At 70.5% G+C, this 25525-nt stretch carries 23 protein-coding genes; 9 read left to right on the forward strand and 14 right to left on the reverse strand.

Going from position 1 to position 25525, the window contains the following annotated elements; all coding sequences use genetic code 11:
- Positions 1 to 318: 318 nt before the first annotated feature.
- The 4 genes from recX to OG589_RS25870 form a co-directional block, all read right to left on the reverse strand.
- Entirely contained in the window at positions 319 to 1275 is a 957-nt protein-coding gene (recX, locus tag OG589_RS25855) for a recombination regulator RecX (RefSeq protein WP_405140351.1), read from the reverse strand.
- A gap of 16 nt (positions 1276 to 1291) precedes the next feature.
- On the reverse strand, positions 1292 to 2386 hold the full coding sequence (recA, locus tag OG589_RS25860) for a recombinase RecA (RefSeq protein ID WP_405140352.1): 1095 nt from the start codon (positions 2384 to 2386) through the stop codon (positions 1292 to 1294).
- 273 nt (positions 2387 to 2659) lie between these two features.
- Complete coding sequence (locus OG589_RS25865; protein ID WP_405140353.1) at positions 2660 to 2854, reverse strand: DUF3046 domain-containing protein; 195 nt, start codon at positions 2852 to 2854, stop codon at positions 2660 to 2662.
- 84 nt (positions 2855 to 2938) lie between these two features.
- Positions 2939 to 3427 (reverse strand): VOC family protein, encoded by a 489-nt coding sequence (locus OG589_RS25870; RefSeq protein WP_405140354.1) that lies wholly within the window; start codon positions 3425 to 3427, stop codon positions 2939 to 2941.
- 105 nt (positions 3428 to 3532) lie between these two features.
- Between OG589_RS25870 and OG589_RS25875 the strand changes: the two genes are divergently transcribed.
- Entirely contained in the window at positions 3533 to 8245 is a 4713-nt protein-coding gene (locus tag OG589_RS25875; protein ID WP_405140355.1) for an ATP-dependent helicase, read from the forward strand.
- Between the two features lie 66 nt (positions 8246 to 8311).
- On the opposite strand, the gene OG589_RS25880 is transcribed toward OG589_RS25875, so the two are convergent.
- Together OG589_RS25880 and OG589_RS25885 are read right to left on the reverse strand one after the other, a co-directional pair.
- On the reverse strand, positions 8312 to 8719 hold the full coding sequence (locus tag OG589_RS25880) for a hypothetical protein (RefSeq protein WP_405140356.1): 408 nt from the start codon (positions 8717 to 8719) through the stop codon (positions 8312 to 8314).
- Positions 8716 to 9336, reverse strand: a complete 621-nt coding sequence (locus OG589_RS25885) for a PadR family transcriptional regulator (RefSeq protein WP_405140358.1) — start codon at positions 9334 to 9336, stop codon at positions 8716 to 8718. Before OG589_RS25885 ends, OG589_RS25880 begins: the two co-directional genes overlap by 4 nt.
- A gap of 55 nt (positions 9337 to 9391) precedes the next feature.
- On the opposite strand from OG589_RS25885, the gene OG589_RS25890 reads away from it, so the two are divergent.
- Positions 9392 to 9733: a hypothetical protein gene (locus OG589_RS25890; protein WP_405140359.1), complete on the forward strand. Its 342-nt coding sequence runs from the start codon at positions 9392 to 9394 to the stop codon at positions 9731 to 9733.
- Positions 9734 to 9772: 39 nt separating this feature from the next.
- On the opposite strand, the gene OG589_RS25895 is transcribed toward OG589_RS25890, so the two are convergent.
- Positions 9773 to 10420, reverse strand: a complete 648-nt coding sequence (locus OG589_RS25895; RefSeq protein WP_405140361.1) for a M15 family metallopeptidase — start codon at positions 10418 to 10420, stop codon at positions 9773 to 9775.
- 53 nt (positions 10421 to 10473) lie between these two features.
- Positions 10474 to 11736, reverse strand: a complete 1263-nt coding sequence (locus OG589_RS25900) for an ROK family protein (protein ID WP_405140362.1) — start codon at positions 11734 to 11736, stop codon at positions 10474 to 10476.
- A 215-nt stretch (positions 11737 to 11951) separates the two neighbouring features.
- Here OG589_RS25900 and OG589_RS25905 point away from each other — a divergent pair, with 215 nt between their 5' ends.
- Genes OG589_RS25905 through OG589_RS25920 form a run of 4 tightly spaced genes read left to right on the forward strand, consistent with a single transcriptional unit; the run spans position 11952 to position 16653 of the window.
- Positions 11952 to 13286: an extracellular solute-binding protein gene (locus OG589_RS25905; protein WP_405140363.1), complete on the forward strand. Its 1335-nt coding sequence runs from the start codon at positions 11952 to 11954 to the stop codon at positions 13284 to 13286.
- Between the two features lie 2 nt (positions 13287 to 13288).
- Positions 13289 to 14305: a carbohydrate ABC transporter permease gene (locus OG589_RS25910; protein WP_405140365.1), complete on the forward strand. Its 1017-nt coding sequence runs from the start codon at positions 13289 to 13291 to the stop codon at positions 14303 to 14305.
- Positions 14302 to 15153, forward strand: a complete 852-nt coding sequence (locus OG589_RS25915) for a carbohydrate ABC transporter permease (protein ID WP_405140366.1) — start codon at positions 14302 to 14304, stop codon at positions 15151 to 15153. Before OG589_RS25910 ends, OG589_RS25915 begins: the two co-directional genes overlap by 4 nt.
- A 45-nt stretch (positions 15154 to 15198) precedes the next feature.
- Complete coding sequence (locus OG589_RS25920; RefSeq protein WP_405140368.1) at positions 15199 to 16653, forward strand: glycoside hydrolase family 3 protein; 1455 nt, start codon at positions 15199 to 15201, stop codon at positions 16651 to 16653.
- Positions 16654 to 16675: 22 nt separating this feature from the next.
- On the opposite strand, the gene OG589_RS25925 is transcribed toward OG589_RS25920, so the two are convergent.
- Positions 16676 to 17854, reverse strand: a complete 1179-nt coding sequence (locus tag OG589_RS25925; protein ID WP_405140369.1) for an ROK family protein — start codon at positions 17852 to 17854, stop codon at positions 16676 to 16678.
- A gap of 210 nt (positions 17855 to 18064) precedes the next feature.
- Here OG589_RS25925 and OG589_RS25930 point away from each other — a divergent pair, with 210 nt between their 5' ends.
- From OG589_RS25930 to OG589_RS25940, 3 genes are read left to right on the forward strand one after another with little or no spacing between them, the layout of a single operon-like run.
- The gene (locus tag OG589_RS25930; RefSeq protein ID WP_405140370.1) at positions 18065 to 20095 is read left to right on the forward strand and encodes an endonuclease/exonuclease/phosphatase family protein; all 2031 of its coding nucleotides are present in this window, start codon (positions 18065 to 18067) and stop codon (positions 20093 to 20095) included.
- Between the two features lie 20 nt (positions 20096 to 20115).
- Entirely contained in the window at positions 20116 to 20565 is a 450-nt protein-coding gene (locus tag OG589_RS25935; RefSeq protein WP_405140372.1) for an RrF2 family transcriptional regulator, read from the forward strand.
- 7 nt (positions 20566 to 20572) lie between these two features.
- Positions 20573 to 21364, forward strand: coding sequence for a DNA-formamidopyrimidine glycosylase family protein (locus OG589_RS25940; RefSeq protein WP_405140373.1), 792 nt, complete (start codon positions 20573 to 20575; stop codon positions 21362 to 21364).
- Between the two features lie 100 nt (positions 21365 to 21464).
- Here OG589_RS25940 and OG589_RS25945 read toward each other — a convergent pair whose 3' ends face one another.
- The 5 genes from OG589_RS25945 to OG589_RS25965 all read right to left on the reverse strand — a co-directional run bounded on the left by OG589_RS25945 (position 21465) and on the right by OG589_RS25965 (position 25476).
- Positions 21465 to 21830, reverse strand: a complete 366-nt coding sequence (locus OG589_RS25945; RefSeq protein WP_363912264.1) for a helix-turn-helix transcriptional regulator — start codon at positions 21828 to 21830, stop codon at positions 21465 to 21467.
- Between the two features lie 253 nt (positions 21831 to 22083).
- Positions 22084 to 22578 carry a CinA family protein gene (locus tag OG589_RS25950; RefSeq protein WP_405140374.1) on the reverse strand — a complete coding sequence of 165 codons (495 nt, stop codon included), beginning with the start codon at positions 22576 to 22578 and terminating at the stop codon, positions 22084 to 22086.
- Positions 22575 to 23180: a CDP-diacylglycerol--glycerol-3-phosphate 3-phosphatidyltransferase gene (pgsA, locus tag OG589_RS25955; protein ID WP_405140375.1), complete on the reverse strand. Its 606-nt coding sequence runs from the start codon at positions 23178 to 23180 to the stop codon at positions 22575 to 22577. The genes OG589_RS25950 and pgsA overlap by 4 nt, the downstream gene beginning before the upstream one ends.
- Complete coding sequence (gene rimO, locus OG589_RS25960; RefSeq protein WP_405140376.1) at positions 23177 to 24589, reverse strand: 30S ribosomal protein S12 methylthiotransferase RimO; 1413 nt, start codon at positions 24587 to 24589, stop codon at positions 23177 to 23179. The genes pgsA and rimO overlap by 4 nt, the downstream gene beginning before the upstream one ends.
- 146 nt (positions 24590 to 24735) lie before the next feature.
- A complete protein-coding gene (locus tag OG589_RS25965) occupies positions 24736 to 25476 on the reverse strand; it encodes a helix-turn-helix domain-containing protein (RefSeq protein ID WP_405140378.1) in 741 nt (246 codons plus the stop codon).
- Between the last annotated feature and the right edge of the window lie 49 nt (positions 25477 to 25525).

Below are 25525 nucleotides of genomic sequence, written 5' to 3' on the forward strand. Positions count from 1 at the left end.
GGGAGACGCCCCTCCCCCTCTCTCTTACGCATGCCACCCCCAGCGCTTTGCCCCTTGCCCCATTCGTGCTCCGGCCGGCCATCCTTCGAAAGTCACGGACCTAAGACCCGACATGGTGATTCACCTGCCGCATTCGATGAGGTCAAGTCCTGGGTGGGCAACACCCGGACCACCACCCAACCGCTCGACGGGTGGGCGAAAATTCAGATCCGTCAAATCTCCGCCGCCGGCCGTCCAGCCCAACTCTTGGGTGGGCTCAACGCTGGGCCACTCGCAGGGGTGGTCGGGTGCGGCGGGCGGTGGCTTGGTGGGGTTGGGCTACTCGAAGCCGTCGGGGATGTCGTCGGTGGGCTGGCCCTCGTTTTCCAGGGCCTCCCGTACGACGCGGTAGGCGAGGCTGCCGGAGTAGCCCTTACGAGCCAGCATGCCCGCCAGCCGGCGTACCCGGGCGGCAGGCTCGAGGCCACGGGTGCCCGGGAGCTTGCGCTCGACGAGCCGCCGGGCGGTCTCCAGTTCCTGGTCGGGGTCGAGCTGGTCGACCGCGTCGCGCACGGTGTCCTCATCGACGCCGCGCTTGCGAAGCTCGGACGCGAGTGCCCGCCGGGCCAGGCCACGCCCGGCGTGACGAGAGCTCACCCATGCCTCGGCGAACGCCTCGTCGTCGATGAGCCCTACGTCGGAGAAGCGGGCGAGCACGGACTCCGCCGCGTCGTCGGGGATGTTCCTCTTGCGGAGCGCCTCGGCGAGCTGGGCCCTCGTACGCGGAGCCATGGTGAGCAGTCGCAGGCAGACGGCTCGTGCCACCGCCTCGGGATTCGCCGGAGGGCCCTCGGCGGCCGACGACCCCTCGACCGGCCCATCGAACCCAGCGGACCGACCTGCCCCCCTTGACCGGCCCGACCTTTCGGACCCGCCAGACCGACCCGACCCCTCGGACCAACCGGACCCGCGTGACCGCCGCCTTCCCCCTGATCGCTGCCGCGAACTTTCTTCGGCGCCGCCGTTCTCTGGCCTGAATCTGTGCCCGGGTTCAGGGCCGTCCGGTGGTTCGGACGTGGGTTGGGGCCAGGGGTCCCAGGAGGGGCGGGGTCGGTCAGGATCTGGTGAGTGGGCGGAGTCGCGGGGTCGTTTACGACCGCGCCGGCGCCCGCCAGGACCGTCGAGGCCAGGACCGTCGAGGCCGGAGCTGCCGTGCCCCTCTTCGGGACCCTCCTCGATCCAGGCGCCCCAGTCCCCTGGCCGCAGGCGGCCAGGGGTGTCGTCGCTCGCAGGCATGTGAGATCAGCTCAGATCAGACGTCACCCGGCTTGGGCGCCTTGCTGCCACGACCGGAGGGAGCAGGCGCGGGCGCGGCGGGAACGGTGGCCAGAGCCTCGGCGGGGCTGTCGAGGCGAGGCCCGACGCCGAGCTTCTCCTTGATCTTCTTCTCGATCTCGTTGGCGATGTCGGGGTTGTTCTTCAGGAAGTTACGGGCGTTCTCCTTGCCCTGCCCGAGCTGGTCGCCCTCGTATGTGTACCAAGCGCCGGCCTTGCGGACGAAGCCGTGCTCGACGCCCATGTCGATCAGGCCGCCCTCGCGGGAGATGCCGAAACCGTAGAGGATGTCGAAGTCGGCCACCCGGAAGGGCGGGGCCATCTTGTTCTTCACGACCTTGACGCGGGTGCGGTTGCCGACCGCCTCGGTGCCGTCCTTGAGCGTCTCGATGCGGCGGACGTCGAGACGCACCGACGCGTAGAACTTGAGCGCCTTGCCACCGGTCGTGGTCTCGGGCGACCCGAACATGACGCCGATCTTCTCGCGGAGCTGGTTGATGAAGATCGCGGTCGTGCCGGTGTTGCTGAGGGCGCCGGCCACCTTGCGGAGGGCCTGGGACATCAGGCGGGCCTGGAGGCCCACGTGGCTGTCGCCCATCTCGCCCTCGATCTCGGCCTTCGGCACGAGGGCCGCGACCGAGTCGATGACCACGAGGTCGATCGCGCCGGAGCGGATCAGCATGTCGGCGATCTCAAGCGCCTGCTCACCGGTGTCGGGCTGGGAGACCAGGAGCGCGTCGGTGTCGACGCCGAGCTTGCCGGCGTACTCCGGGTCGAGGGCGTGCTCCGCGTCGATGAACGCGGCGATGCCGCCGCCGCGCTGGGCGTTGGCGACGGCGTGGAGCGCCACGGTCGTCTTACCACTGGACTCGGGGCCGTAGATCTCGACGATGCGGCCACGGGGGAACCCGCCGATGCCGAGCGCGACGTCGAGCGCGATGGCCCCGGTAGGAATGATCTCGATGGGGGCTCGCGCGTCATCGCCGAGGCGCATGACAGAGCCCTTGCCGAACTGCCGCTCGATCTGAGCGAGAGCAGTCTCAAGGGCCTTCTCGCGGTCGTTGGCTGCCATGGAGTGCTCCCCTGGAGGGTGTGTCGAAGTCGTTTCCGTCGCTTGCAAGCTACGGGCTGCCACCGACATTTTCCCGGAGTGGGCCCAGGGCCGTCGGCAAGTTCAATATAGCCGAACGATTGTTCGATCACAGCTCAACGCCATCGGAGACCCGAACGCTTTCGAATCGGCGGAGCAGCGACGATGACGTGGAGGCGGAGGTCGGCCCGTACGTCCAGAGGCCGGTGCCGCGAGCTTGACTCCGGCGGGCAGGCCGGCCGGGAGCGAGGGGGGTCAGCGTAGGCGGGAGTCCACGTCGGTTACGCCGCACACGGCGCGCCAGACCTCTTTGGCGGACACGCCGTCGGCGAGGGCCTGCGTCACGGTGCGGCCGCCCAGCTCCGCGATCACGTAGTCACGCGCCCAGGACTCGGCATACCGCTCACCGAAGTGGCGGTTCATCCGGTTCCAGAATTCGGTCAGGCGCATCCCCCCAGTATGGTGCCGGAGACCGCGTGGACGGACCGGGCTCCTGGGAGGCACCTCCCCCGATCACGGTGCGGCGGTACGCGGTCACAGGACGCGGGTGCCGTACATCTCCCCCAGAGGGTCGGCGAGGAGCTCCAGGCGGGCGCCGTCGGGGTCGCGGAAGTAGATCGAGGCGTCGCTCTCCAGCTGATAGGGCACGCCCGCCTCGTCCAGCTTGCCCCGGAGCATCTCCCACTTCCCGCGCTCCACGGAGATGGCGATGTGGTGCAGCCCGCCCAGCACCTCCTGGTACGGCCCGAGGTCCAGCCCCGGAAGGTCGAAGAACGCCAGCAGGTTTCCGTTGCCGATGTCGAAGAAGAAGTGGCTGGACCCCTTGTAGTCGCGGTTCTCGAAGATCTCCGTCAGCGGGAACTCCAGGATCCCCTGGTAGAAGTCGATCGTCCGCTCGACGTCCGAGCAGATCAGCGCGAAGTGGTGAAGGCCGCGTGCGCTGCTCTCGGGGCGCCGCGCGCGAAGGTGCCGATCGCAGATGCGGTTTCTGGCCGCCTCGATGGCCGCGTAGTCGATGTCCATAGTTCAGGTGACGTCGCAGGCGGGCCCCATGTCAAGACTTGGGTGTTTCGTCCGAGTGCTGCATCTTCAGGAACTTTGTCCCGTCGAGCGCCCCAGGTGCGGGCGATGGCGCGTTCTGTCGGTGGCGCGTTGCATGATGAAGCCGTGACCGGATCCGCGCTCGACCATTTCACGTCGGTGACCAGGCAATGGTTCACCGGCGCCTTCGCCGCGCCGACGGCCGCGCAGGAGGGGGCATGGCGGTCGATCGCGCGCGGTGACAACACGCTCGTGGTCGCGCCGACCGGGTCGGGCAAGACCCTCGCCGCCTTCCTGTGGTCCCTCGACCGCCTCGCCGCCGAGCGGACGACCACCCCCGAGCCTGCGGAGACCCGATCTTCAAAGGCAGGGCGAGGGCAGGGGAAGGCCGGGGCGCGAGGGGAGCGCCCGGCGCGGCGGTGCCGCGTCGTCTATGTGTCGCCGCTGAAGGCGCTGGCGGTCGACGTCGAGCGCAACCTCAGAGCCCCGCTCGCGGGCCTCAAGCAGACCGCCCGGCGCATGGGCCTGCCCGTCCCCGAGATCTCCGTGGCCATCCGGTCCGGCGACACCGCCGCGGAGGACCGCCGCCGCTTCGCCGCCGACCCCGCCGACATCCTGATCACCACCCCCGAGTCGCTCTACCTGCTGCTCACCAGCAGGGCACGTGACGCGCTGCGCGGGGTCGAGACGGTCATCGTCGACGAGGTGCACGCGGTCGCCGCCACCAAGCGAGGCGTCCACCTCGCGCTCACCCTGGAGCGGCTCGACGCCCTGCTGGCCCGGCCGGCCCAGCGCGTCGGCCTGTCCGCCACCGTCCGCCCCGTGAGCGAGGTGGCGACCTTCCTGGGCGGCGCCCGCCCGACGACGGTCGTGCAGCCGCCCTCGGAGAAGGTCATCGAGGTACGGGTGATCGTCCCCGTCGAGGACATGACCGAGCTCGACGGCGCGCCCCAGCAGCCCGCCCTGTCCGGCGAAGGCGCCGGTGAGGGTGGGGGTGACGGTGAGACCCCATGGTCGATGGAGCCTCCGGCGCGGCGGTCCATCTGGCCGCACGTGGAGGAGCATCTGCTCGATCTGATCGGGGCCCACCGTTCGACGATCGTGTTCGCGAACTCGCGGCGCCTCGCCGAGCGCCTGTGCGCGCGGCTCAACGAGCTGGCCTTCGAACGCATGGCGCCCCCGGCCGACGACCCCGTCACCGGTGACGGGCTCTCGCCCGGCGCGTGCTCACCGCCCGCGCCGCCCCCGCCGGCCGTGCTCATGGCGCAGGCCGGTTCCACGAAGGGGGCGGTGCCCGAGGTCGTGCGCGCCCACCACGGGTCGGTCTCCAAGGAGGAGCGGGCGCAGATCGAGGAGGCGCTGAAGTCCGGCCGCCTGCCCGCCGTGGTGGCGACCTCCAGCCTGGAGCTCGGCATCGACATGGGCTCGGTCGACCTGGTCGCCTGCGTGGAGGCGCCGCCCAGCGTCGCCAGCGGGTTGCAGCGCATCGGCCGGGCGGGCCACCAGGTCGGCGCCGTCTCCAGGGGCGTGATCTTCCCCAAGTACCGCGGCGACCTGGTCCAGACGGCCGTCGTGTCCGAGCGCATGAAGTCCGGCGAGATCGAGGAGATGCGCTATCCGCGCAACCCCCTCGACGTGCTGGCCCAGCAGGTCGTTGCGATGTGCGCCCTTGACGAGTGGACGGTCGACGAGCTGGAGACGCTGGTCAGGCGGGCCGCCCCCTATGCCACGCTGCCCCGCAGCGCGCTCGAGGCCACGCTCGACATGCTCGCCGGGCGCTATCCCAGCGAGGAGTTCGCCGAGTTGCGCCCGCGCATCGTGTGGGACCGCGTGACCGGCCGCGTCACGGGCCGTCCCGGAGCCCAGCGCCTCGCGGTGACCAACGCCGGCACCATCCCCGACCGCGGCATGTTCGGCGTCTTCCTGGTCGGAGGCGACACCCGGGGCGGCGGCAGGAGGGTCGGCGAGCTCGACGAGGAGATGGTCTACGAGTCCCGGGTGGGCGACGTCTTCGTGCTGGGCGCCACCTCCTGGCGTATCGAGGACATCACGGCCGACCGGGTGCTGGTCTCCCCCGCCCCCGGCCAGCCGGGCAAGCTGCCGTTCTGGCACGGCGACGCGCCGGGCCGTCCCGCCGAGCTGGGCCGGGCGCTCGGGGCGTTCCTGCGCGAGCTGTCCGGGGGCAAGACCGAGCGGCTCACCGAGGCCGGGCTCGACGCGTTCGCCGTCGGCAACCTCCTCGCCTATCTCGCCGAGCAGCGTGAGGCCACCGGTTACGTGCCCGACGATCGCACCCTGCTCGTCGAGCGCTTCCACGACGAGCTCGGCGACTGGCGCGTCGTGATCCACACCCCGTACGGTGCCCGCGTCCACGCGCCGTGGGCGCTCGCGATCGGGCGGCGGCTGCGCGAGCGGTACGACATCGACGTGCAGACCATGCACTCCGACGACGGCATCGTGCTGCGCATCCCCGACACGCTCGAAGGGGCGCCCACCGACGTGGCGATCTTCGACGCCGACGAGATCGAGCAGATCGTCACCGAGGAGCTGGGCGGGTCGGCGCTGTTCGCGTCGCGGTTCCGCGAGTGCGCCGGCCGCGCGCTCCTGTTGCCCCGGCGCAGCCCTGGCAGGCGGTCTCCCCTCTGGCAGCAGCGGCAGCGGGCCGCCAACCTGCTGAAGGTCGCGAGCAAGTACGGCTCGTTCCCCGTGGTGCTCGAAACCATGCGCGAGTGCCTCCAGGATGTCTTCGACGTTCCGGGGCTGGTCCAGCTCATGCGCGACATCGCCGCCCGGCGCGTGCGGGTGGTGGAGGTGGAGACCGACCAGGCCTCGCCCTTCGCGGCGTCCATGCTCTTCGCCTACGTCGGCGCCTTCATGTACGAAGGGGACGCGCCGCTGGCGGAGCGCCGGGCCCAGGCGCTCGCCCTGGACACCCACCTGCTGGCCGAGCTGCTCGGGGAGGCCGATCTTCGCGAGCTGCTCGACCCCGATGTGGTGGCCGACACCGAGCGCGAGCTCGCCAGGCTCGACCGTCCCCTGCGCGACGCCGAGGACCTCGCCGACCTGCTGCGGACCCACGGCCCGTTGCAGGCGGAGGACGTCACCGTGCGCGAGGGCGACCCCATATGGCTGGCCGAGCTCGAGACGGCCCGGCGCGCCATCCGGGTGCGGGTCGCCGGGGTCGAGCAGTGGGCGGCGATCGAGGACGCCGCCCGGTTGCGCGACGCGCTCGGCGTCCCACTGCCGATGGGCGTGCCCCATGCCTTCATCGAGCCGGTGGCCGATCCGCTCGGCGATCTCCTCGCCCGGCATGCCCGCACGCGCGGCCCGTTCCCCGCCACGACGGCCGCGGTCAGGTTCGGCCTCGGCGTCGCGGTGGTGGTGGACGCCCTGCGGCGGCTGGCCTCTTCGGGAAGGGTCGTGTCCGGCGAGTTCCGGCCCGGCGGCTGGGGTGAGGAGTGGTGCGACGCGGGGGTGCTCCGGCAGCTGCGGCGCAGGTCGCTGGCCCGGCTCCGCAAGGAGGTCGAGCCGGTGCCTCCCGAGGCCCTGGGCGCGTTCTCCCCGGCATGGCACGGCATCACCGAGGGCCGATCGGCCCGGGGCATGGATGCTCTAGTGCACGCCATCGAGCAGTTGCAGGGCGCGGCCGTGCCGGCCTCCGCGCTGGAGACGCTGATCCTGCCGAGCAGGGTTCCCGGGTACGAGCCCTCCCTGCTCGACGAGCTGACCGCCTCGGGTGAGGTCGTGTGGGCCGGTCAGGGTTCGCTGCCCGGCGGTGACGGCTGGGTGGCGCTGTTCTTCGCCGACACCGCTCCGCTGCTGCTGCCTCCACCGGCCGAGATCACGATGACCCCGCTGCACGAGGAGGTCCTCGCGGCGCTGAGCGGCGGCGGGGCGCTGTTCTTCCGTGACCTCGGCAACCGGGTCGGTTCGATGGACGACACCGCGCTCGCCGGCGTGCTGTGGGATCTCGTGTGGGCGGGGCGGGTGTCCGGCGACACGCTCGCGCCCCTGCGGGCGGCGCTCGGCTCCGGGCGGCCCGCGCACCGCGCGACGACGGCCCGCAGGCGCAGGGCCGTACTGCCCACCCGCTCAGGGCCTCCGACCGTGAGCGGCCGCTGGTGGCTGCTGCCCGAGCCCTCCGCCGACGCCACCCAGCGCGCCCACGCCCAGGCCGAGGTGCTGCTCGAACGGCACGGCGTGGTGACCAAGGGCGCGGTGGCCGCTGAGCGTCTCACCGGAGGTTTCGCCACCGTCTATCCCGTGCTGCGGGCGTTCGAGGAGACCGGCCGGTGCCGCCGCGGCTACTTCGTCGAGGGCCTGGGAGGCGCCCAGTTCGCGCTTCCCGGCGCCGTCGACCGCATGCGGGCCATCGCGTCGACGCTGTTCTCCGAGGTCGGCGGTTCCCGCCCGCGGAGCGGTGCCACGAGCGAGCGGCGCGCGGTGGTCCTCGCCGCGACCGACCCCGCCAACCCGTACGGGGCGGCCCTGCCGTGGCCCGCCCATCCGGGAGAGATCACGCACAAGCCGGGGCGCAAGGCGGGCGCGCTGGTGGTGCTGGTCGACGGCCGTCTGGTGCTCTATGTCGAGCGCGGCGGGAAGACCTTGCTGTCCTTCGCCGACGACGACCGGCTGCAGCCGGCGGTCGACGCGCTGGCGCTGGCCGTGCGTGACGGAGCCCTCGGGAAGCTGACGGTCGAGAAGGCCGACGGCACGGCGATCGTCAACTCCCCGCTAGCCGCCGCCCTGGAGGCCGCGGGCTTCCACCCCACCCCCCGCGGCCTACGCCTGCGCGCCTGAGCCATGGCCGACAGGCCAGATCCCGTTACGCGATCGAATGCGACAAGCACGATGTTTCATGCCGTGCTACGTCGAAACCCGGGCCGGGCCGAGCGCCACGAGCAGGGTCAAAATCGAGAGGGCGAGTGCGATCGGGCCCATCAGGAAGTTCTCCCACCGGCTGGCGGAGGCGAAGTTGGCGAGGGCGCTGAGACCGAGCAGGGAGACGAGCGCCCAGGTGCCCCAGCGGTAGAGGCCGGAAGGTCCGTTACCGGCCCAGAAGCCGCCTCGGCCGAGCACGACAAGAGCGGCGAGGAAGAGGAAGGCCGCCGAGATGGCGCTGCCGATGCGCAATTCAACTGGCAGTTGCGTGTACGTCCCGCCCCATGCGGCCCGGCCCAGCGGAGCGCCCAATGCAAGGGCGATCTGGAACGCGGCGACCCCGGCCAGTCCTGTGGCGGCGACCGCAGCGATCCTGGCGGTGGACATGCTCACAGTTGCTCTCCTCGATATCTCTGCTGGTTCTGGATCACGGAATCAAGGCGCAGCCGCATCCGGGCGGGCGCGGCGGGCAGGTCGTCGAGGTCGTTACGCAGGTCGCGCAGCCAATCGAGCTCGGCGGCGACGTGGCGGATCCCGTTTTCCAGCGTCGCGGCGGCCAGCAGCCGGTCAGCGGCGGGCGGTACGTCATCGAGTACGGCTGTCGACTGCGCCGCGATCGCGCACAGGACGCCGAGCTGCTCCTCGGCTGCGGCGATCCGCGCGTCGACGATCGCCGCGGTCTCGGCCGCCGGCAGACGCCCAGCGAAGAACACCCTCGCGAGGAACGGTTCCCGTGGGGCGTGCCGCTCGACCGGCGCACGCAGCCACCCATCGAGCTCGATCCGGCCTGCGTCAGTGATGTGGTGCTCCCTGCGGTCGGGTCGCCCGTCCTGCTCGATGACGCGCACCTGGACAAGCCCGTCCTCGGCCAACTGTGCGAGCGCCCGGTAGATCTGGGCCTGGTCGGCGCTCCAGAAGTGCCGGACGCTCGCGTCGAAGTACTTCTTGAGGTCGTAGCCGGTCAGCGGCTTCAGCGACAAGAAGCCGAGGATCGTGTGGCGGAGAGACACATCAACACCATATAGGATGAAACATATATACGACTAGTCTCATATTCACCGCGCCGTGGGGCCGGCCGCCACCTTCAAGCGCATCTACCTCATCGACCGGCGTCACCTCGACTCCGACGGTTTCCTTGTCAAGACCGAGGTCGCCGACCTGCCGAACCTGCGCGATCCCGCCCTCATCGGTTCGCACGACCCCACCGGGGGTTACGGCCTCGGCAACCCCTTCAAGTTCCCCCTGCAGTCCGTGGAGGCACTGCTCCCCCTGCCGGGAAACCGGATCGCCATCGTGCAGGACAACAACTTCCCGGACAGCACCGGTCGCGTCCCCGGCAAGACGGACGCCACCGAGATGATCATTATCGGCTTCCGCAAGTCCGATGACAGGACCGGGCGCCACTGACACGCGGTCAGGACGATCGGCCACCACCGCGTCGGTGGGTCAGGTCAGGGAGCGGGGGCCGTAGATCGCGGCTTCGGCGCCGGTGGTCATGGCCCAGTAGCGGTCGCCGTAGGACCAGTGCCACCATTCGGTCGGGTAGTTGACCAGTCCCGCGGCCTCAAGGGCGTCGCCGAGGATCTTGCGGTGCTCACGCGCTTCGGCGGTGATGTTGAGCGCGGCGGTGTAGCAGGCGCCGTCGCTCTCCTCGGGGTTGGCGTTGACCGCCGTGCCCATGTCGAGCTCGACGCCGTCCTCGCCGGCGAGGGTCAGGTCGACCGCCGCGCCCGCCGTGTGCGGCGCGACCTCGATCGGGGAGACGTACCGGCTCGCCGCCGTGTGCAGCTCCTCGGGTGATATTTCCGGAAATGTCGCCCTGAGCTCGTCCTTGTACTCCTCGAAGTACTTCCGCTGAAGCGCCGGAGGCCGGTACCCCTCGACCACCAGCAGCCGGTAGCCGTTCGGAAGCCGCCGCTGCGCGTCCTTGAGCCGGGCGAGCAGGCCCGCACGGAGGTGAGCGTAGGCACCGTCGGGGTCCGCCAGCCTGCCGTCGACGGCCAGGACGCCGCGCACATCGGCCAGCGCCTCTCCGCTCTCCTCCACGGGAATGGAGGTCACCCGAGGGTCAGAAATCAGGACGATGTTATGCATGACCAGCAAGTCTTCCACAAAAGACATACTCGGTAACCCCTAGAAAGATCTACTCAGCCGTCCACCGTGCTCGCGAAGACCTCCTCACGCGCCGGGCCGAGGGCGGCCATCACGGCTCCCCGCAGCACGGGGTTTCCCTCGACTTCGGTCACGGTCACCCTGGGGCGGCTCGGGCAGATCTGGGCCACCGCCTCCTCGACCCGCCGCGCGAGCGCGAGGCCACCGGCCCGGCCCACGTCCCCGCTCAGCACGATCAGGCCCGGATCGAGCACGACCGTCACCGCGGCGACCCCGATGGCGATCCGCCTCGCCAGCTCGTCGAGGAAGCCGTGGTGGCCGCCCTCGACGGCCGTACGGACGAACTCGGCACTCGAGCTCGGGGCGTAGGACGGCCCTGCCGAAGGGCCCCCCGCCGTCGTGGACAAGCCGTCCGCCGTGAAGGACGGGGCCTCGTCGCGGGGAACGGCGGTGTGGGGGACGTCGTGGGCGGCGGCGAGCTCGGTGACCGCGGTGGTGCCGACGAGGCGCTGGAAGGAACCGGACTGCGGCTCGGTGACGTCGATGGGCAGAGGCTCGCCGGGCACGGGGAGCCAGCCGATCTCCCCCGCCCCTCCGGTGAACCCCCGGTGCAGGCGTGAGCCGAGCATGACGCCGAGCCCCTGCCCCACCCCCGACCACACCAGGACGAAGTCATCGATGCCGCGCGCCGCCCCGTACGCGTGCTCGGCCAGCGCGGCGAGGTTCACATCGTTCTCGATCATGACAGAGGAGCCGAGCGTGGCGCGGAGGTCGGCGAGGACTCCCGCGTGCCAGTAAGGGAGGTCGAAGGAGAAGCGGACGTCGCCGGTCCGCGGATCGACCACGCCGCGGGTTCCGATGACCATCGCCCGCAGCTGGGACAGGCTCACGTTCGCCGAGTCGCAGGCCCGCCGCACCGCGCTGTGCACGGTCTTCACGGGCTCGCCGGTCTCGCAGGGGTCCACGGTGACCTCGGCGATCATCTCGCCGGTGATGTCCGCGACGCCGGCGGTGACGCTGCCGGGCAGCACCTCAAGGCCGGCGACGTAGGCGCTTCCGGGGACGACCGCGTAGAGCGCGGCGTTGGGGCCCCTGCCTCCCGGGCGCTCCCCCGATACGGCCACGAGCCCGCGCTCCTCGAGGCGTGCCAGCAGCTGGCCGGAGGTCACCTTGGACAGTCCCGTGTGTTCTCCCAGCTCGGCCCGGGTCAAGGGCCCTTCTGAGAGCAGGAGCTCCAGCGCCGCGCGGTCGTTGAGCTGACGCAGCAGCCGGGGTGTCCCGGGATGTCGTCTGGGCATGGGGTCGGGCCCCTCTCGTCACGATCCGCTAACGGGCGTTTCTTTTAAGAAAGTTTCTTGTTAGTTTAGCGGCAGTCAGCCCGCAGGCAAGCGATCAGGCCTCGGGATGTCGCAGCGCGGAGCACGAGGATGGCGCTTTCGCAGGTGCACGGCCCCTGAATGCACCTTTCGATGAGCGCGAGCCCGACGCGAAGCCGGGAAGGGAGAACCCAAACGTGAAGTTCGGAAAGATCGCCGCCGCGACGGCCACGACCGCCGCTCTTGCCATTGGTGTCAGCGCGTGTGGAGGCGGCGAGCCCGCCAAGCCGGCGGAGCCCCAGGCGTCAGCAGCCGCCTCTGGTCCCAAGTACGCGGGTCAGACGCTGAACGTATGGCGGCTCGGTGCCCCCAATGACGTGCAGAACAAGTACATGGCCGACCTTGACGCCAAGTTCAAGGAGCAGACCGGCGCCGACGTCAATGTCCAGTGGATCCCGTGGCCGGACGCCCAGAAGAAGTGGACCGCCGCGCTCGCGGGCGGCGAGGGCCCGGACGTCACCGAGTTCGGCAACGACCAGGTGGCCGCCTGGGTGTCCCAGGACGCCCTCACCGACATCAGCGATCTGGTCAAGTCCAGCCCCGACTTCCAGCAGATCCCGCAGAACCTGTGGGGCTACGAGACCATCGACAGCAAGGTCTACGCGGCACCGTGGGGCGGCGGCACCCGCGCCGTCCTCTACCGCAAGGACTGGTTCAAGAGCCTCGGCATCGAGGTGCCCAAGACCTGGGAAGACCTCGTCGCCGCGGGCAAGAAGATCGTCGAGAAGAAGGGCAAGGACGTCGACGGCTTCGCCTTCAACGGCGGCTCCGACGCCAACATGTCGCTCTCGCCGTTCGTCTGGTCGGCGGGTGGCGACTTCGCCGCCTTCGAGGGAGGCAAGTGGGTCGGCAAGCTGACCGACCCGGCCTTCAAGGAGGGCTTCCAGTTCTACACCGACCTGGTCACCAAGGACGGCATCTCGGGCAAGTCCCGCCTCAGCCAGAACTCGGTGGACATCAGCCAGCGCTTCGCCGCCGGCAAGGTCGGCATGTACGTCACGGGCGGCTGGGACATCGCCACCATCAAGGAGCAGAGCAAGGGCAAGGTGGCCGAGGACCAGATGGCCTTCTTCTCGCTCCCGAACAAGGAGGGCAGCGGCCCGGCCCCGGCCTTCCAGGGTGGCAACGACATCGCCATCTGGAAGGACGCCAAGAGCCCCGAGCTCGCCGCCGAGTACCTCAAGCTGGCCGCGGGCAAGGAGTTCGGCACCCGGTACGCCAAGGAGGGCGGCCTGCTCCCGCTCTACCCGGACGCCCTGGCGGAGTTCGCCAGCGACCCGGTGCAGGCGCCGTTCGCGGAGACCTTCAAGGTCGCCAAGGGCTTCCCCGCCAGCCCGAACTGGGCCGAGGCGAACGACACCAAGGCCGTGCTGCAGAACGCGGCCCGTTCCGTCATCGAGGGTAAGAAGGACGCGGACACGGCCCTCGCGGACGCGAACAAGGAACTCGAGACCATCCTGAACCAGCAGTAACCATGGCGCAGACGTCAACTGTCGCCCGGGGCGGAGGCAAGTCCTCCGCCCCGGCGCGGCGCCGGTCGCACCGGCCTCCGCGCCGTCCCGGCGGGCTTCCCGCCTGGGTCGTCCCCTACGCGCTGCTCCTGCCGGGCCTCCTGGTCATCGCGATTCTGCTGCTCTACCCGCTGTACCAGATGGTCGACATGTCCTTCCACAAGGTGGGACTCCGGCAGATCAGGCCCAACCCGCAGCCCGCCGAATTCCTCGGCATGGACAACTACACACAGGTCTTCCAGTCGGACCTGTTCTGGACCTCGCTGCGCAACACCGTGATGTTCGCCCTGATCACCGTCGCCCTGACGCTCGTCGGCGGCACCCTGGTCGGGCTCCTGCTCCACAAGCTGGGCAAGAAGATGTCGACCTTCGTCATCGTCGGCATCATGGCCGCCTGGGCCACTCCGCCCACCGCGACGGCGATCATCTGGAAGTGGCTGTTCGACGCCGACGCGGGCGTGGTCAACTGGGCGCTCAACCTGCTGCCCGACTGGCTCTCCAGCCTGGTGTTCGGACGGGCCGACTGGTCGGGCCAGCCCTGGCTCAACGATCCCACCACCATCTACCTGGTGCTGATCATCGCGGTGGTCTGGGCGTCGTTCCCGTTCATCGCGGTGTCGGTGCTGGCGGGTCTCAAGAGCATCCCGTCGGAGCTGTACGAGGCGGCCAGGGTGGACGGCTCGACGCCCACCAGGACATTCAGGAAGATCACCTTCCCTCTTCTGAAGCCGGTGTTCTCCGTCCTGCTGGTGCTCTCCGTCATCTGGGACTTCAAGGTCTTCACCCAGCTGTACGTGCTGGCGGGCGGCACCACCAACCGTGACTCGTTCAACCTGTCGCTCTGGGCGTACACCGAGGCGTTCAGCGCGCCGCCCAAGATGGGCTTCGGCGCCGCGATCGCCGTCATCCTCACGGTGATCATGCTGCTGATCACCGCCGTATATGTCCGGCAAATCGTGAAAACGGAGGACGTGCGGTGAACCCGCGATCCGTCAAGCAGCTCAAGCAGTACGGGCTGAACGCGGCCGGCGTCGTCGTGTTCCTGTTCGCCGTCTTCCCCGTCTACTGGATGGTCGCGACCGCGTTCAAGCCCAACGACGAGATCTTCACCACGCGGTTCATCCCGTTCCCGCTGTCGCCCACCTTCGACCACGTGTCGCGGGTGCTCACCAAGGGCGTCGCGGGGCACTCCATCTGGCAGTACCTGTTGAACAGCGCGATCGTCGCCGTGGGCACCGTGCTCATCGGCTCGGTCTTCGCGCTGCTCGCCGCGACCGCGGTCGCGCGCTTCAGGTTCCGGTTCCGCACGAGCTTCCTGATCCTGCTGCTGATCGTGCAGATGGTGCCCGCCGAGGCGCTGCTGATCCCGCTGTTCCTCATGGTGAAGCGGCTGGGGCTGTACGACCAGCTCCTCGGCCTGATCATCGTCAACGTGGGGTTCACGCTCCCCTTCGCGATCTGGATGCTGCGGACCTTCGTGGCCGCCGTGCCCAAGGAACTGGAGGAGGCGGCCGCGATCGACGGCGCCAGCCGGTTCATCACGTTCTGGAAGGTACTGTTCCCCCTGGTGGCACCGGGGCTGGTGGCGACGAGCATCTTCTCGTTCATCACCGCCTGGAACGAGTTCGTCTTCGCGCTGACGCTGATCAACGACCAGGGCTCGTACACGATGCCCGTGGCGTTGCAGTTCTTCACCGGACAGCGGTCCACGGACTGGGGCGGCATCATGGCCGCCTCGACGCTGATGACCATCCCGGTCATCGCGTTCTTCCTGCTGGTGCAGCGGCGCATGGTCTCGGGCCTGGTCGCCGGCGCCGTGAAAGGCTGAACACCCCAGCCTTCCCAACTCTGAGCTAAGGAGTCGAGTACAGCCATGTCTGAGTTCTCCGTGGGCGATGGCGATCGGGGGCTGCACCGTCTCGCGGCCGGCACGCTGCTCGTGGCCTTCCCCGGCACCACCGCCCCCGACTGGATCCTCCACGACCTGGAGGACGGTCTGGGCGGGGTCACGCTCTTCGGCTTCAACGTCGCGGGGGCCGAGCGGCTGGCGGCTCTCACCGCCCGGCTGCGGAGCGCCGGCGACCCGGTCATCAGCCTGGACGAGGAAGGCGGGGACGTCACCCGGCTCGCCTACCACGTCGGCAGCCCGTACCCGGGCAACGCGGCCCTCGGCGCCGTGGACGACATCGAGCTGACCCGCAGGGTCTACCGCTCGATCGGCGACGACCTGGCCCGCTGCGGCGTCAACCTCGACATGGCGCCCGACGCGGACGTCAACACCGCCGACGACAACCCCGTCATCGGCACCCGGTCGTTCGGCTCCGACACGACCCTGGTCGCCCGGCACACCGTGGCGGCCGTCTCGGGGCTGCAGGACGCCGGAGTGGCGGCCTGCGTCAAGCACTTCCCTGGGCACGGCGCCACCCGGCAGGACTCCCACCTGGAGATCCCCGTGGTGGACGTCTCCCGCGAGGTGCTGTGGGACCGCGAGCTCGTCCCCTTCCGCGCCGCCATCGAGGCCGGCACCAAGTCGATCATGACCGCGCACGTGCGGGTCCCGTTCCTGACCGGTACGGCTCCCGCCACCCTGTCACCCGCGGCGCTGACCGAGCTGCTCAGGGGTGAGCTCGGTTACGACGGCGTGGTGATCTCCGACGCCCTCGACATGCACGCGATCACCGAGAGCGTGGGGCTCGGAGGCGGCGCGGTGCTCTCGCTGGCCGCCGGGTCGGACCTGCTCTGCCTCGGGCCCCTGCCCACCCGGGAGCAGATCCAGCAGATCAAGTCCGAGATCGTGGCCGCCGTGCGCGACGGGCGGCTTCCGCTCGCCCGCCTGGAGGAGGCCGCCGAGCGTGTGGCACGGCTGCGCGGCTGGTTCGGAAGGCCGCGCGAGGAGGCCAGGGACGGCAACGTGATCGGCCTCACCGCCGCGCGCCGGGCGGTCAGCCTGTCCGGCACGGCGACCCCGCTGATCGACCCGTTCGTCGTCGAGGTGGACACCCCACCGACGATCGCGGTCGGGGACGTGCCGTGGGGGTTCGCCCCGTGGCTCCCGGACGCCGAGATCGCGCGGGTCAAGCCCGACACCGCGGACGCGGCCGGGCTGCTGCAGCGTGCCCTGGGCCGCTCGCTGGTGATCGTCGTGAAGGACGCCCACCGCCACCGCGCGAGCCAGGACATCGTGTCGGCGCTGCTGGCCGGGCGGCCGGACGCGACGGTGGTCGAGATGGGCCTGCCCATCTGGCGCCCCTCCGCGGGCGCATACATCGCGACGTACGGCGCCGCCCGCGCCAACGCCCAGGCGGCGGCGGAGCTCCTCACCGCCTGACGACGCCGGAAGGCCGGGCCCGTCAGGAGGCGAAGATCTCCTCACGGGCCTGGTCCAGGGCCGCCAGGATGGCTCCGCGCAGGACCGGCCGGCCCTTGACGTCGCTGACGACGACCTCCGGCCTGATCGGGCAGATGGCGGCCACGGCCTCCTCCACCCGGTGGGTCAGCGCGCCGCCGCCCGCCCTGCCGACCTCGCCGTTGAGCACGACGAGCGTCGGGTCGAGGACGACGCACACCGACGCGACGCCGAGGGCGAGCCGGTGGGCCAGCTCGTCGAGGAACGCCGAACCCCCGTCGCCGCTCTCGACGGCCGCGCGCACGGCGTCGGCGGCGGACCCGCCCGCGAAGCCGTACGGCTCGGCCAGCTCGGCCACCGCCTCGGCACTGATCAGGGACTGCAGGCCGCCCGCCAGCGCGGGCATCCGCCCCGGCACGGCCTTGACGTCGGCGGCCAGCGGCACCCCCGGCACCGGCAGGTAGCCGATCTCACCGGCGCTGCCGGAACGCCCGCGGTGCAGCCTGCCGCCGAGGACGACGGCGAGGCCGACGCCGCGCTCCACCCAGAGCAGGACGAAGTCGTCGACTCCCCTGGCCGCGCCCTCGGAGTGCTCGGCGATGGCCGCGAGGTTCACGTCGTTCTCTATGGTGACGGGTCGCCGCAGGTCATGGGCCAGGGCCTGGTGGCTGCCCTCGTGCCAGCCGGGCAGGTCGAAGGAGAACTTCACGTCTCCGCTGCGGGGGTCGACCACGCCGGGCGTGCCGATCACGATGCCCTTCAGGCGGGACAGGGCGACCTTGCCCGAGCGGCAGGCCTTCACCACGGCGTTGTGCACGAGCGCGACGGGATCGCCGTGCCCATTGGTGGAAACTGTCACCTCTGCCACGATTTCGCCGTTGATATCCGCGATGGCGGTGGTCACCGATTCCGGCCCGACATCGAGGCCGGCCACATAGGCGGATGATGGAATCACCCCATAAAGGGCCGCATTGGGCCCCCGGTTCCCCGCCTGTTCTCCGACCACCTCGACCAGGCCTCGCTCTTCGAGCCTCGACAGAGTCTGGGACGCGGTGACCTTGGAAAGACCGGTCATGTCACCGATCTGTCCCCTGGTCAGCGGGCCCGAGGCCAGCAGCAGCTCCAGCGCGGCCCGGTCGTTGATCTCCCGTAGCAACCTGGGCACGCCAGGACGTCGCTCCATTGCATGCTTTCTTGTCGTCGGTCCCCGTTGGGTTCATCACAAAGCGCGGCGCGGTGTGACACAACCATTCATCAGTAAAGCTTCCTGCTAGTTTACCGGCATTGCCTCCCGGGTATCGTCGCCGCCGGCCCGCGCTCTTCATTGCCGGGCCCTTGCCTTCGACCCGCAAAGACACGAGGATCACTCATGTCTTAGTCGAAGAGAGGCCTCATGGGCGAGCCCGCAGCCGAGTCCACTACCGAATCCACCGCCGATTCCAGCGCCGATCCCATGGCCCGGGCCGAGCGCGCCGCCCCCCTGTCAAGGCTGAGACCCGGCACGCCGACCGGCCACCAGGTCGCGGTGATCGCCCTCGCCCTGGGCATCCTGCTGCTCACCGACGTGCTGCGGGTGTTCCTGCCGTCGCTCATCACGCTCTTCGGCCGCGCCGGGGACACCCCGCCCGAGCAGATGGGGATGTACGCGGCCCTGTGGTTCGTGCTGCCGCTCGCCGCAGCTCCCCTCTCTCGCCTGGTCTCCCCGAGGCTCATCGTGCTCGGCGGCGCGATCCTCCTGGCCGCCGACCGCCTGCTACTCCAGGCGACGGACGGCGGCTCGGCCCAGCTCTACGTCGCGAGCGCGGGCGTCTCGTTCGGCCTGGTCTTCCTGTACGGCTGCGCGCTGACGGCCCCGCGTACGATCGTCCCCGCCGGACTGGCCGCCGGGCTCGCGGTCTCGGCGATCGTCCATCTCGCGCTCGGCCAGCTCGACCTGGTGTGGCGCGACGGCCCGCTCCCCTGGCTCGCCGTCATCGTCCTGTGCGCCGCCTTCGCCTGGTCGGTACGGCCGGCGCCCACGGCCGGGGACGTGGCCCCCACCGGGGTGTGGTTCGCGTTCGGCCCCTTCATCGTGCTGCACGGGATATACCTCACGACGGTCGGGCTGGCGGACTATCCCGCAGGCAGCGGGCGGAATCCGTGGGAGACCGCCTTGATCGTCGCCGCGCTGGTCTGCGCGCAGTTCCTGATGGCCCTGTTCGCCGCTCGGCCCCCCCGCCAGCGCTGGATCGTGATCGTCCTGCTGCCGGTGACCTCGGTCATCCTGATCGTCTCTTCCGCGCTGCCTCTCGCCGTGCTCATGGCGCCCGCCCTCGGCGCCTGTTTCGGGATGGCCGGGCTGCCCGGAGCCCGGTCGCCCCGGCGCAGCGGGCTCGCGCTGCTCGGCGGGATGCTCGTGTTCCTGGCCTCGGTCTTCCTCTACTACGCCGCCTATGACACCGACCTGGGCTTCGCCAACAGCGCGGTGCCCGGGCTGCTGGCGGGCCTGCTCACCGTGCCTGCCCTCCTGGCGGGCAGAGGAAGGACGGCCGATCGCACCGGGCAGCCCCGAGCGGGCCGTTTCGCGATCTCGGCACTGTCCACGGCGGCGGTCGTCGCCGCCCTCACCTGGCAGCCGGTTCCGGCCGTACAGGCGAGGACCGGGGACGAGTTCACGCTCGTCGCCTACAACATCCGGATGGGGTTCGGGCTGAAGGGCACCCTCGACCTGGACAAGGTCGCCGCCTGGGCGAGGAGCGAACGTCCCGACGTGGTGCTGCTGAGCGAGGTCGACCGGGGCTGGCTGCTCAACGGCGGCCACGACGACCTGGCGCGCATCGCCAGGGGGCTCGGCATGCGGTACCACTTCGCCCCCGCCGCCGACAGCCTGTGGGGTGACGCGATCATCACCAACCTGCCGATCAGGCAGATCGCCTCGCACCCGCTGGGCGGGCACGACTACCCCACCGGGGCGCAGGCCCAGGCGGTCGTCGTCGAGGTCGGCGGGAAGGAGGTCGGGATCGTCAACACCCACCTCCAGGCTCCGCCCGGCCAGGCGCCCGAGGTCGCGGCCATCGCGCGGGACCTGGCGGCGGGCATGAGCGCGGAGAGCTCCGGAACCTCGGCGCCGGGCGCGCGGGAGCCCCGGCCCGGTACGCCCACGACGGAGACGCCGGCCGGAAGCGGGCCCCGGCCGGTGCTGCTGGCGGGAGACCTCAACACAACACCCGCCGACCCCGAGATGCGCGTGCTGGAGGCCGCGGGGCTCTCGGACCCCCTGACGGCGTTGGGAAATCCCAATACATCCCCCGCCGACGATCCGGTCAAACGCATAGATCACGTGCTGGTGAGCCGGGGTCTGACGGCGGTCGAGGCGCGGGTGCCGCGCGTGGGTTTCTCAGATCACCTGCCCGTTGTGGTGAGGTTGCGCGTAACCAGGGTTTAGCAGGCGGGATAATCGACAACATGCGTCTTTCCGCCCGTGTCGACTACGCCCTTCGAGCCGCCGCCGAGCTGGCCGCCTCCGGCAGCGGCCCCACCACGGTGGGCGAGCTGGCCAAGGAACAGGAAATGCCCCCCAAGTACCTGGAGAACATCTTGCTCCAGATGCGCCGGGCGGGTCTGGTCCGCGGCCAGCGAGGTCCCGAGGGTGGTTACGTCCTCGCCCGGCCCGCGACCGAGATCTCACTGGCCGATGTGATCCGCGCCGTGGACGGGCCGCTGGCCAACGTCCGTGGCGAGCGACCTGAGCACGTCGGCTACCGGGGAGCGGCCCGCTCCCTCCAGCAGGTGTGGATCGCCCTGCGCGCCAGCGAGCGCGCGATCCTGGAGGAGGTCACCCTGGACCAGATCGCCGCCGACGCCCTGCCCGAGCGCGTGATGGAGCTCGCGGCCGACCCGGCCGCCTGGGACTGACCGCGCCGTGCCCGAGGGCGATGCCGTCTACCGCACGGCCGCCAGGCTGCGAGCCGCCCTCGACGGGCGGGTGCTCACCCGGTCGGACTTCAGGGTGCCCAGGTACGCCACGGCGGACCTCACGGGCCGCGCGGTGCTCACGACCGTGTCACGCGGGAAGCACCTGCTCACGAGGGTCGACGGCGGGCTGACCGTCCACACGCACCTTCGCATGGACGGAAGCTGGCGGATCCACCCCGTGGGCGCGCACGTCCGGAGGGGCGACGTCGTGCGGCTGATCCTCGCCAACGAGCGGTGGCAGGCGGTCGGGACCAAGCTCGGCATGGTCGACCTGCTGCCCACCGACCGGGAGCACCAGGTCGTCGGCCATCTGGGGCCCGACCTGCTCGACCCCGGCTGGGACTCCGGGCACGTGGAGCGGGCGGCGCGGAACATCGCGAGCCATCCGGACGCGACGATCGGGGACGCCCTGCTCGATCAGCGCAACGTGGCGGGCATCGGCACGATCTGGCGGGCCGAGACGCTGTTCCTGTCGGGGGTGTCGCCGTTCAGGCGCGTCGGAGAGGTGGAGAACCTCGAGAAGATGATGGCGCTCGCCCACAGGCTGCTGGACGCGAGCAAGGACAACGCGGGTGGTCCGCTGACCACGGGCGACCAGCGCCCCGGAAGGCGCCTTTGGGCGTACGGCCGGGCCGGGCGGCCCTGTCTTCGCTGCGGGAACAAGATGGTCGGCGGTGAACTCGGGGCGCAGCCATACGAAAGAGTGGTGTTCTACTGCCCCGCCTGCCAGCCCCGCTAGCGGGCCCGGTCACCGGACAGCGTGCGAAACACAGACCACCACGAGTCAAACACCCGTGACAGTCCAGCTCATCAGGACGGAAAGCCGGCGACCGCGGAGACTACGCGGCGACCATGTCCTTGACTTCGGGAAAACCGTCGAACTCGGGGCCCGAGATCGTGCTGGACACGGTCTCGGAGACAGGAAGACGCTCGTGCTCGGGCGCATCGGCCAGAACGGGCGCGTGTTGAAGCTCGGCCAGCGCGAACTGGTCGGAAACCTCACGGAGCACCTGTGAGAGCGGCACACCGAGGGCACCGCAAATCGAGGCGAGCAGCTCCGAGGACGCCTCCTTCTGGCCACGCTCCACCTCGGACAGATAGCCAAGGGAGACACGTGCCAGGGTGGAAACCTCTCGCAGGGTGCGTGCCTGCCGCACCCGCAGCCGCCGCAGCACGTCACCGAGCAGCTGACGCAGCAGGACCATCTGTCGCTCCCTCCCGGGCGCAGGCGCCTTCACGACGCTCCGCGCGGTCGGTTCGTATCGCCCGTTTTTCGAATGCCCTTCGTACATGCTCCTCGCCGTCATCATTGGTTCGCTCGGCCCCTTTGCCGGGCGTACGCCGGACCTGCTCCTCACCGATGGGTCACGAACCTCACTCACAGCTCCACCGTACCCGCATCGACCAACAGGGCGGCAGACCGTGGGGAGCATGTTCGCTGGTGACGTAACGCGGTAATCATCCGGAATGTTCCCCCATTTGCGCCTCCAGCACACCTCTCAGGAGATCCAAACCCTCCCTCACCGTACTTTCACGGATCTCTTCCCGAGATCCCGGGAAAAGCGCGTCTCGCCGCCAAATGGCGCCCTCAGGGCCGCTCACGGCGATGTGGACCGTGCCGACCGGTTTGCCGTCCTGCTCGTCCGGCCCGGCGACCCCGGTCACGGCCAGCCCGTACGTGGAGCCCGCGAGCGCGCGCACGCCGGCCGCCATGGCCGCCGCGACGTCCGGATGGACCGCACCCTCCCGATCGAGTAGATCTTTTGGGACGCCGAGGATCGCGGCCTTCAGGTCGGTGGCGTAGGCGATGACCCCGCCCCGGAAGGCGGCGGAGGCCCCGCTGGGCGTGGTGAGCGTGGCGCCGATGAGCCCGGCCGTGAGGGACTCGGCCACCGCGACCGTGGCCTTCCCGCGAACCAGGAGGGACAGCACGTCGGCGGCGGCCGAGGTCATCCGCCGCGCGCCTTCTGTGCGACCTTGCGCAGCCGCAGGGCACGGATGACGTAGTCGAGCCCGGTGACCACGGTGACGGCCAGGGCGAGCCCCATGGTGACCCACCTGAACGGGCCGGGGACGCCGGGGAAGATGTAGAGCGCGATCGCCGCGATCTGCAGCACGGTCTTGACCTTGCCGCCGTAGCTGGCGGGGATGATGCCGTGGCGGATCACCGCGAAACGCAGGGCGGTGACGCCGATCTCTCTGACGACGATCACGACGGTGATCCACCAGGGCAGCTCGCCGAGCACCGACAGCGTGACCAGGGCCGCGCCGATCAGAGCCTTGTCGGCGATGGGATCGGCGATCTTGCCGAAGTCGGTGATCAGCCCGTACCGCCGGGCCAGCCAGCCGTCGAGCTGGTCGGTGAGGGAGGCGAGCAGGAAGACGATGAGAGCCGCGGTGCGCCAGCCGGCGCCCTCGACGAACAAGCAGGCGACGAAGAACGGGACGACCACCAGCCGGAGGACGGTCAGCACGTTGGCGATGTTCCACGGGCTGACCTGCCGAGCCACGGACTCCACCATCGGCTCGGTGCCGATCTCCGGCGGGTTGGTCATGGTCCGGCCTTGATGCGGGCGATCAGGTCGACCCCCTCGGCGTCGACGACCGTGGCGCGCACGATCTGGCCGGGCAGCAGGCCGATGCCCTGGACGGTCACGGAACCGTCGACCTCGGGGCCCTGGTGGGCGGCACGGCCCTCGTAGCCGCCGTCGCCCAGGTCCTCCTCGACGAGCACCTCGATCTCGGTGCCGATGCGCTCCTCGGCGCGCTGGGCGGTGAGCTCCTCGGCGAGCTCGGTGAGCGCCGCCACCCGCTCGTCGATGGTGTCCTGGTCGAGCTTTGCGCCGAGGCGCGCGGCCTCGGTGCCGTCCTCGTCGGAGTAGCCGAAGACGCCGATGACGTCGAGGCGGGCCTCGTCGAGGAACCCGACCAGCTCGGCGAACTCGGCCTCGGTCTCCCCCGGGAAGCCGACGATGAAGTTGGAGCGCACGCCGGCCTCGGGGGCGCGGTCGCGGACCGTCTCCAGCAGGTCGAGGAACCGGCGCGGGTCGCCGAAGCGGCGCATGCGGCGCAGGACGGGCCCGCTGGCGTGCTGGAAGGACAGGTCGAAGTAGGGCGCGATGCCCTCGGTGCCCGCGATCACGTCGATGAGGCCGGGGCGGAGCTCGGCCGGCTGGAGGTAGCTGACGCGGACGCGCTCGATGCCGTCGGTGGCGGCGAGCTCGGGCAGGAGCTTCTCCAGGGCGCGCAGGTCGCCGAGGTCCTTGCCGTAGGAGGTGGAGTTCTCGCTGACGAGCACCAGCTCCTTGACGCCCTGACCGGCGAGCCAGGCGGCCTCGGCCAGCAGCTCGTCGGGACGGCGCGAGACGTAGGCGCCGCGGAAGGCGGGGATGGCGCAGAAGGTGCAGCGACGGTCGCACCCGGAGGCGAGCTTCAGCGAGGCGACGGGGCCGCCGGACAGGCGCTTGCGCAGGGTGCGCGGGCCGCTCGCGGGCGCGAGGCCCTCGGGCAGCTCGCCGTGGCCGGGGATGTGGGCGTGGGAGGCTCCGGTGGAGCGCTCGACGGGGCTGATGGGCAGCAGCGTGCGGCGGTCGCGTGGGCTGTGCGGCTTGAGCGGCCGGCCGTCGAGGACGTCGTCGAGACGCGCGCCGATGTCGGTGTAGTCGTCGAAGGAGATGACGGCGGAGGCCTCGGGAAGCGCCTCCGCCAGCTCCTTGCCGTAGCGCTCGGCCATGCAGCCGGCCGCCACCACCTTGGCGCCGGAGTCCGACGCGGCGAGCAGCGTGTCGATGGAGTCCTTCTTCGCCGAGTCGATGAAGCCACAGGTGTTGACGACGACGACATCGGGGTTGTCGTCATCGAGCTGCCACCCGGCGGCCTCCATGCGCGCGGCGAGCTCCTCGGAGTCGACTTCGTTGCGCGCGCAGCCCAGTGTGATCAGCGATGCGGTTCGGCGGGAAGACATGATGGCTCTACGGTATCGGGAGTTGGCCACCGCCTGGCGCACTCCCCCCGTTCTTCCGCCCCCGGCCGCCGTGAGCGGCGCCCCCGGCCCATGCCGAGCGGCGCCGCCGGGAGGCGACCGGGGTCAGGCCCGGCCGCGCCCCGGGATCATCTGGAGCCGGGCTCCTCCGGGCCGAACGACCTGCGCACGAGCTGCCCGACCTTGCCGGGAACGCCGACGTGCTTGCCGTTCACCTGCAGGTCGACGCCCCCGGCGTTGCCGATGGTGACCCGCATCTCCTTGTGCGTCTTCCAGGTGGACGTCTGCCCCGCGGGCATGGTGCCGCGGAACATCTGCTTGCCCTTGCTGTCGCTGACCTCCACCCACGACGGTTTGTTGGCCTTCACTTGGAGCGTCACCAGGTCGCTCGCCGGCTTGGCCGCCTTGGAGTTGGTGGAGGGCCTGGCCGTGGTGGACCCCTTCGGGGTGGGCGTCGGCTTGTCCGCGCCCGTGGCGAGCGGCTCCCCCGAGCCGCTCATCACCCGGGTCACCCCGAAGACCGCGACGATGGCGAGGGCTATCGCCATCGCGGTCGACCAGTTGGGGCTGCGGCGGTCGCGAAGCTTGATCGTGCTCTCGGCCTGGAAGACCGCCGCGGCGCGCACCGGACGCGGCACACCACCGTGTTCCTCGTCGAACTGGTGCACGATGACGTCGGGATCGAGCCCGAGCGTCTTGGCGATGTTGCGGACGTGACCTCTCGCGTAGAAGTCGCCCCCGCAGAGCGAGAAGTCATCTCGCTCTATGGCGTATATGACCGTTTCCCTGATCCGCGTGCGGCCGCTCAGCTGAGCGACCGTCATGCCTGCCGCGTTGCGTGCCGCGGCCAGCGTCACTCCAATGCTCATACGTCCCCCTCGCCGTGCACCTGCGCTGCGCCCGTATTCCGACGATGCG

This window comes from Sphaerisporangium sp. NBC_01403 (genome assembly GCF_045040145.1).
GTDB lineage: Bacteria > Actinomycetota > Actinomycetes > Streptosporangiales > Streptosporangiaceae > Sphaerisporangium > Sphaerisporangium viridialbum.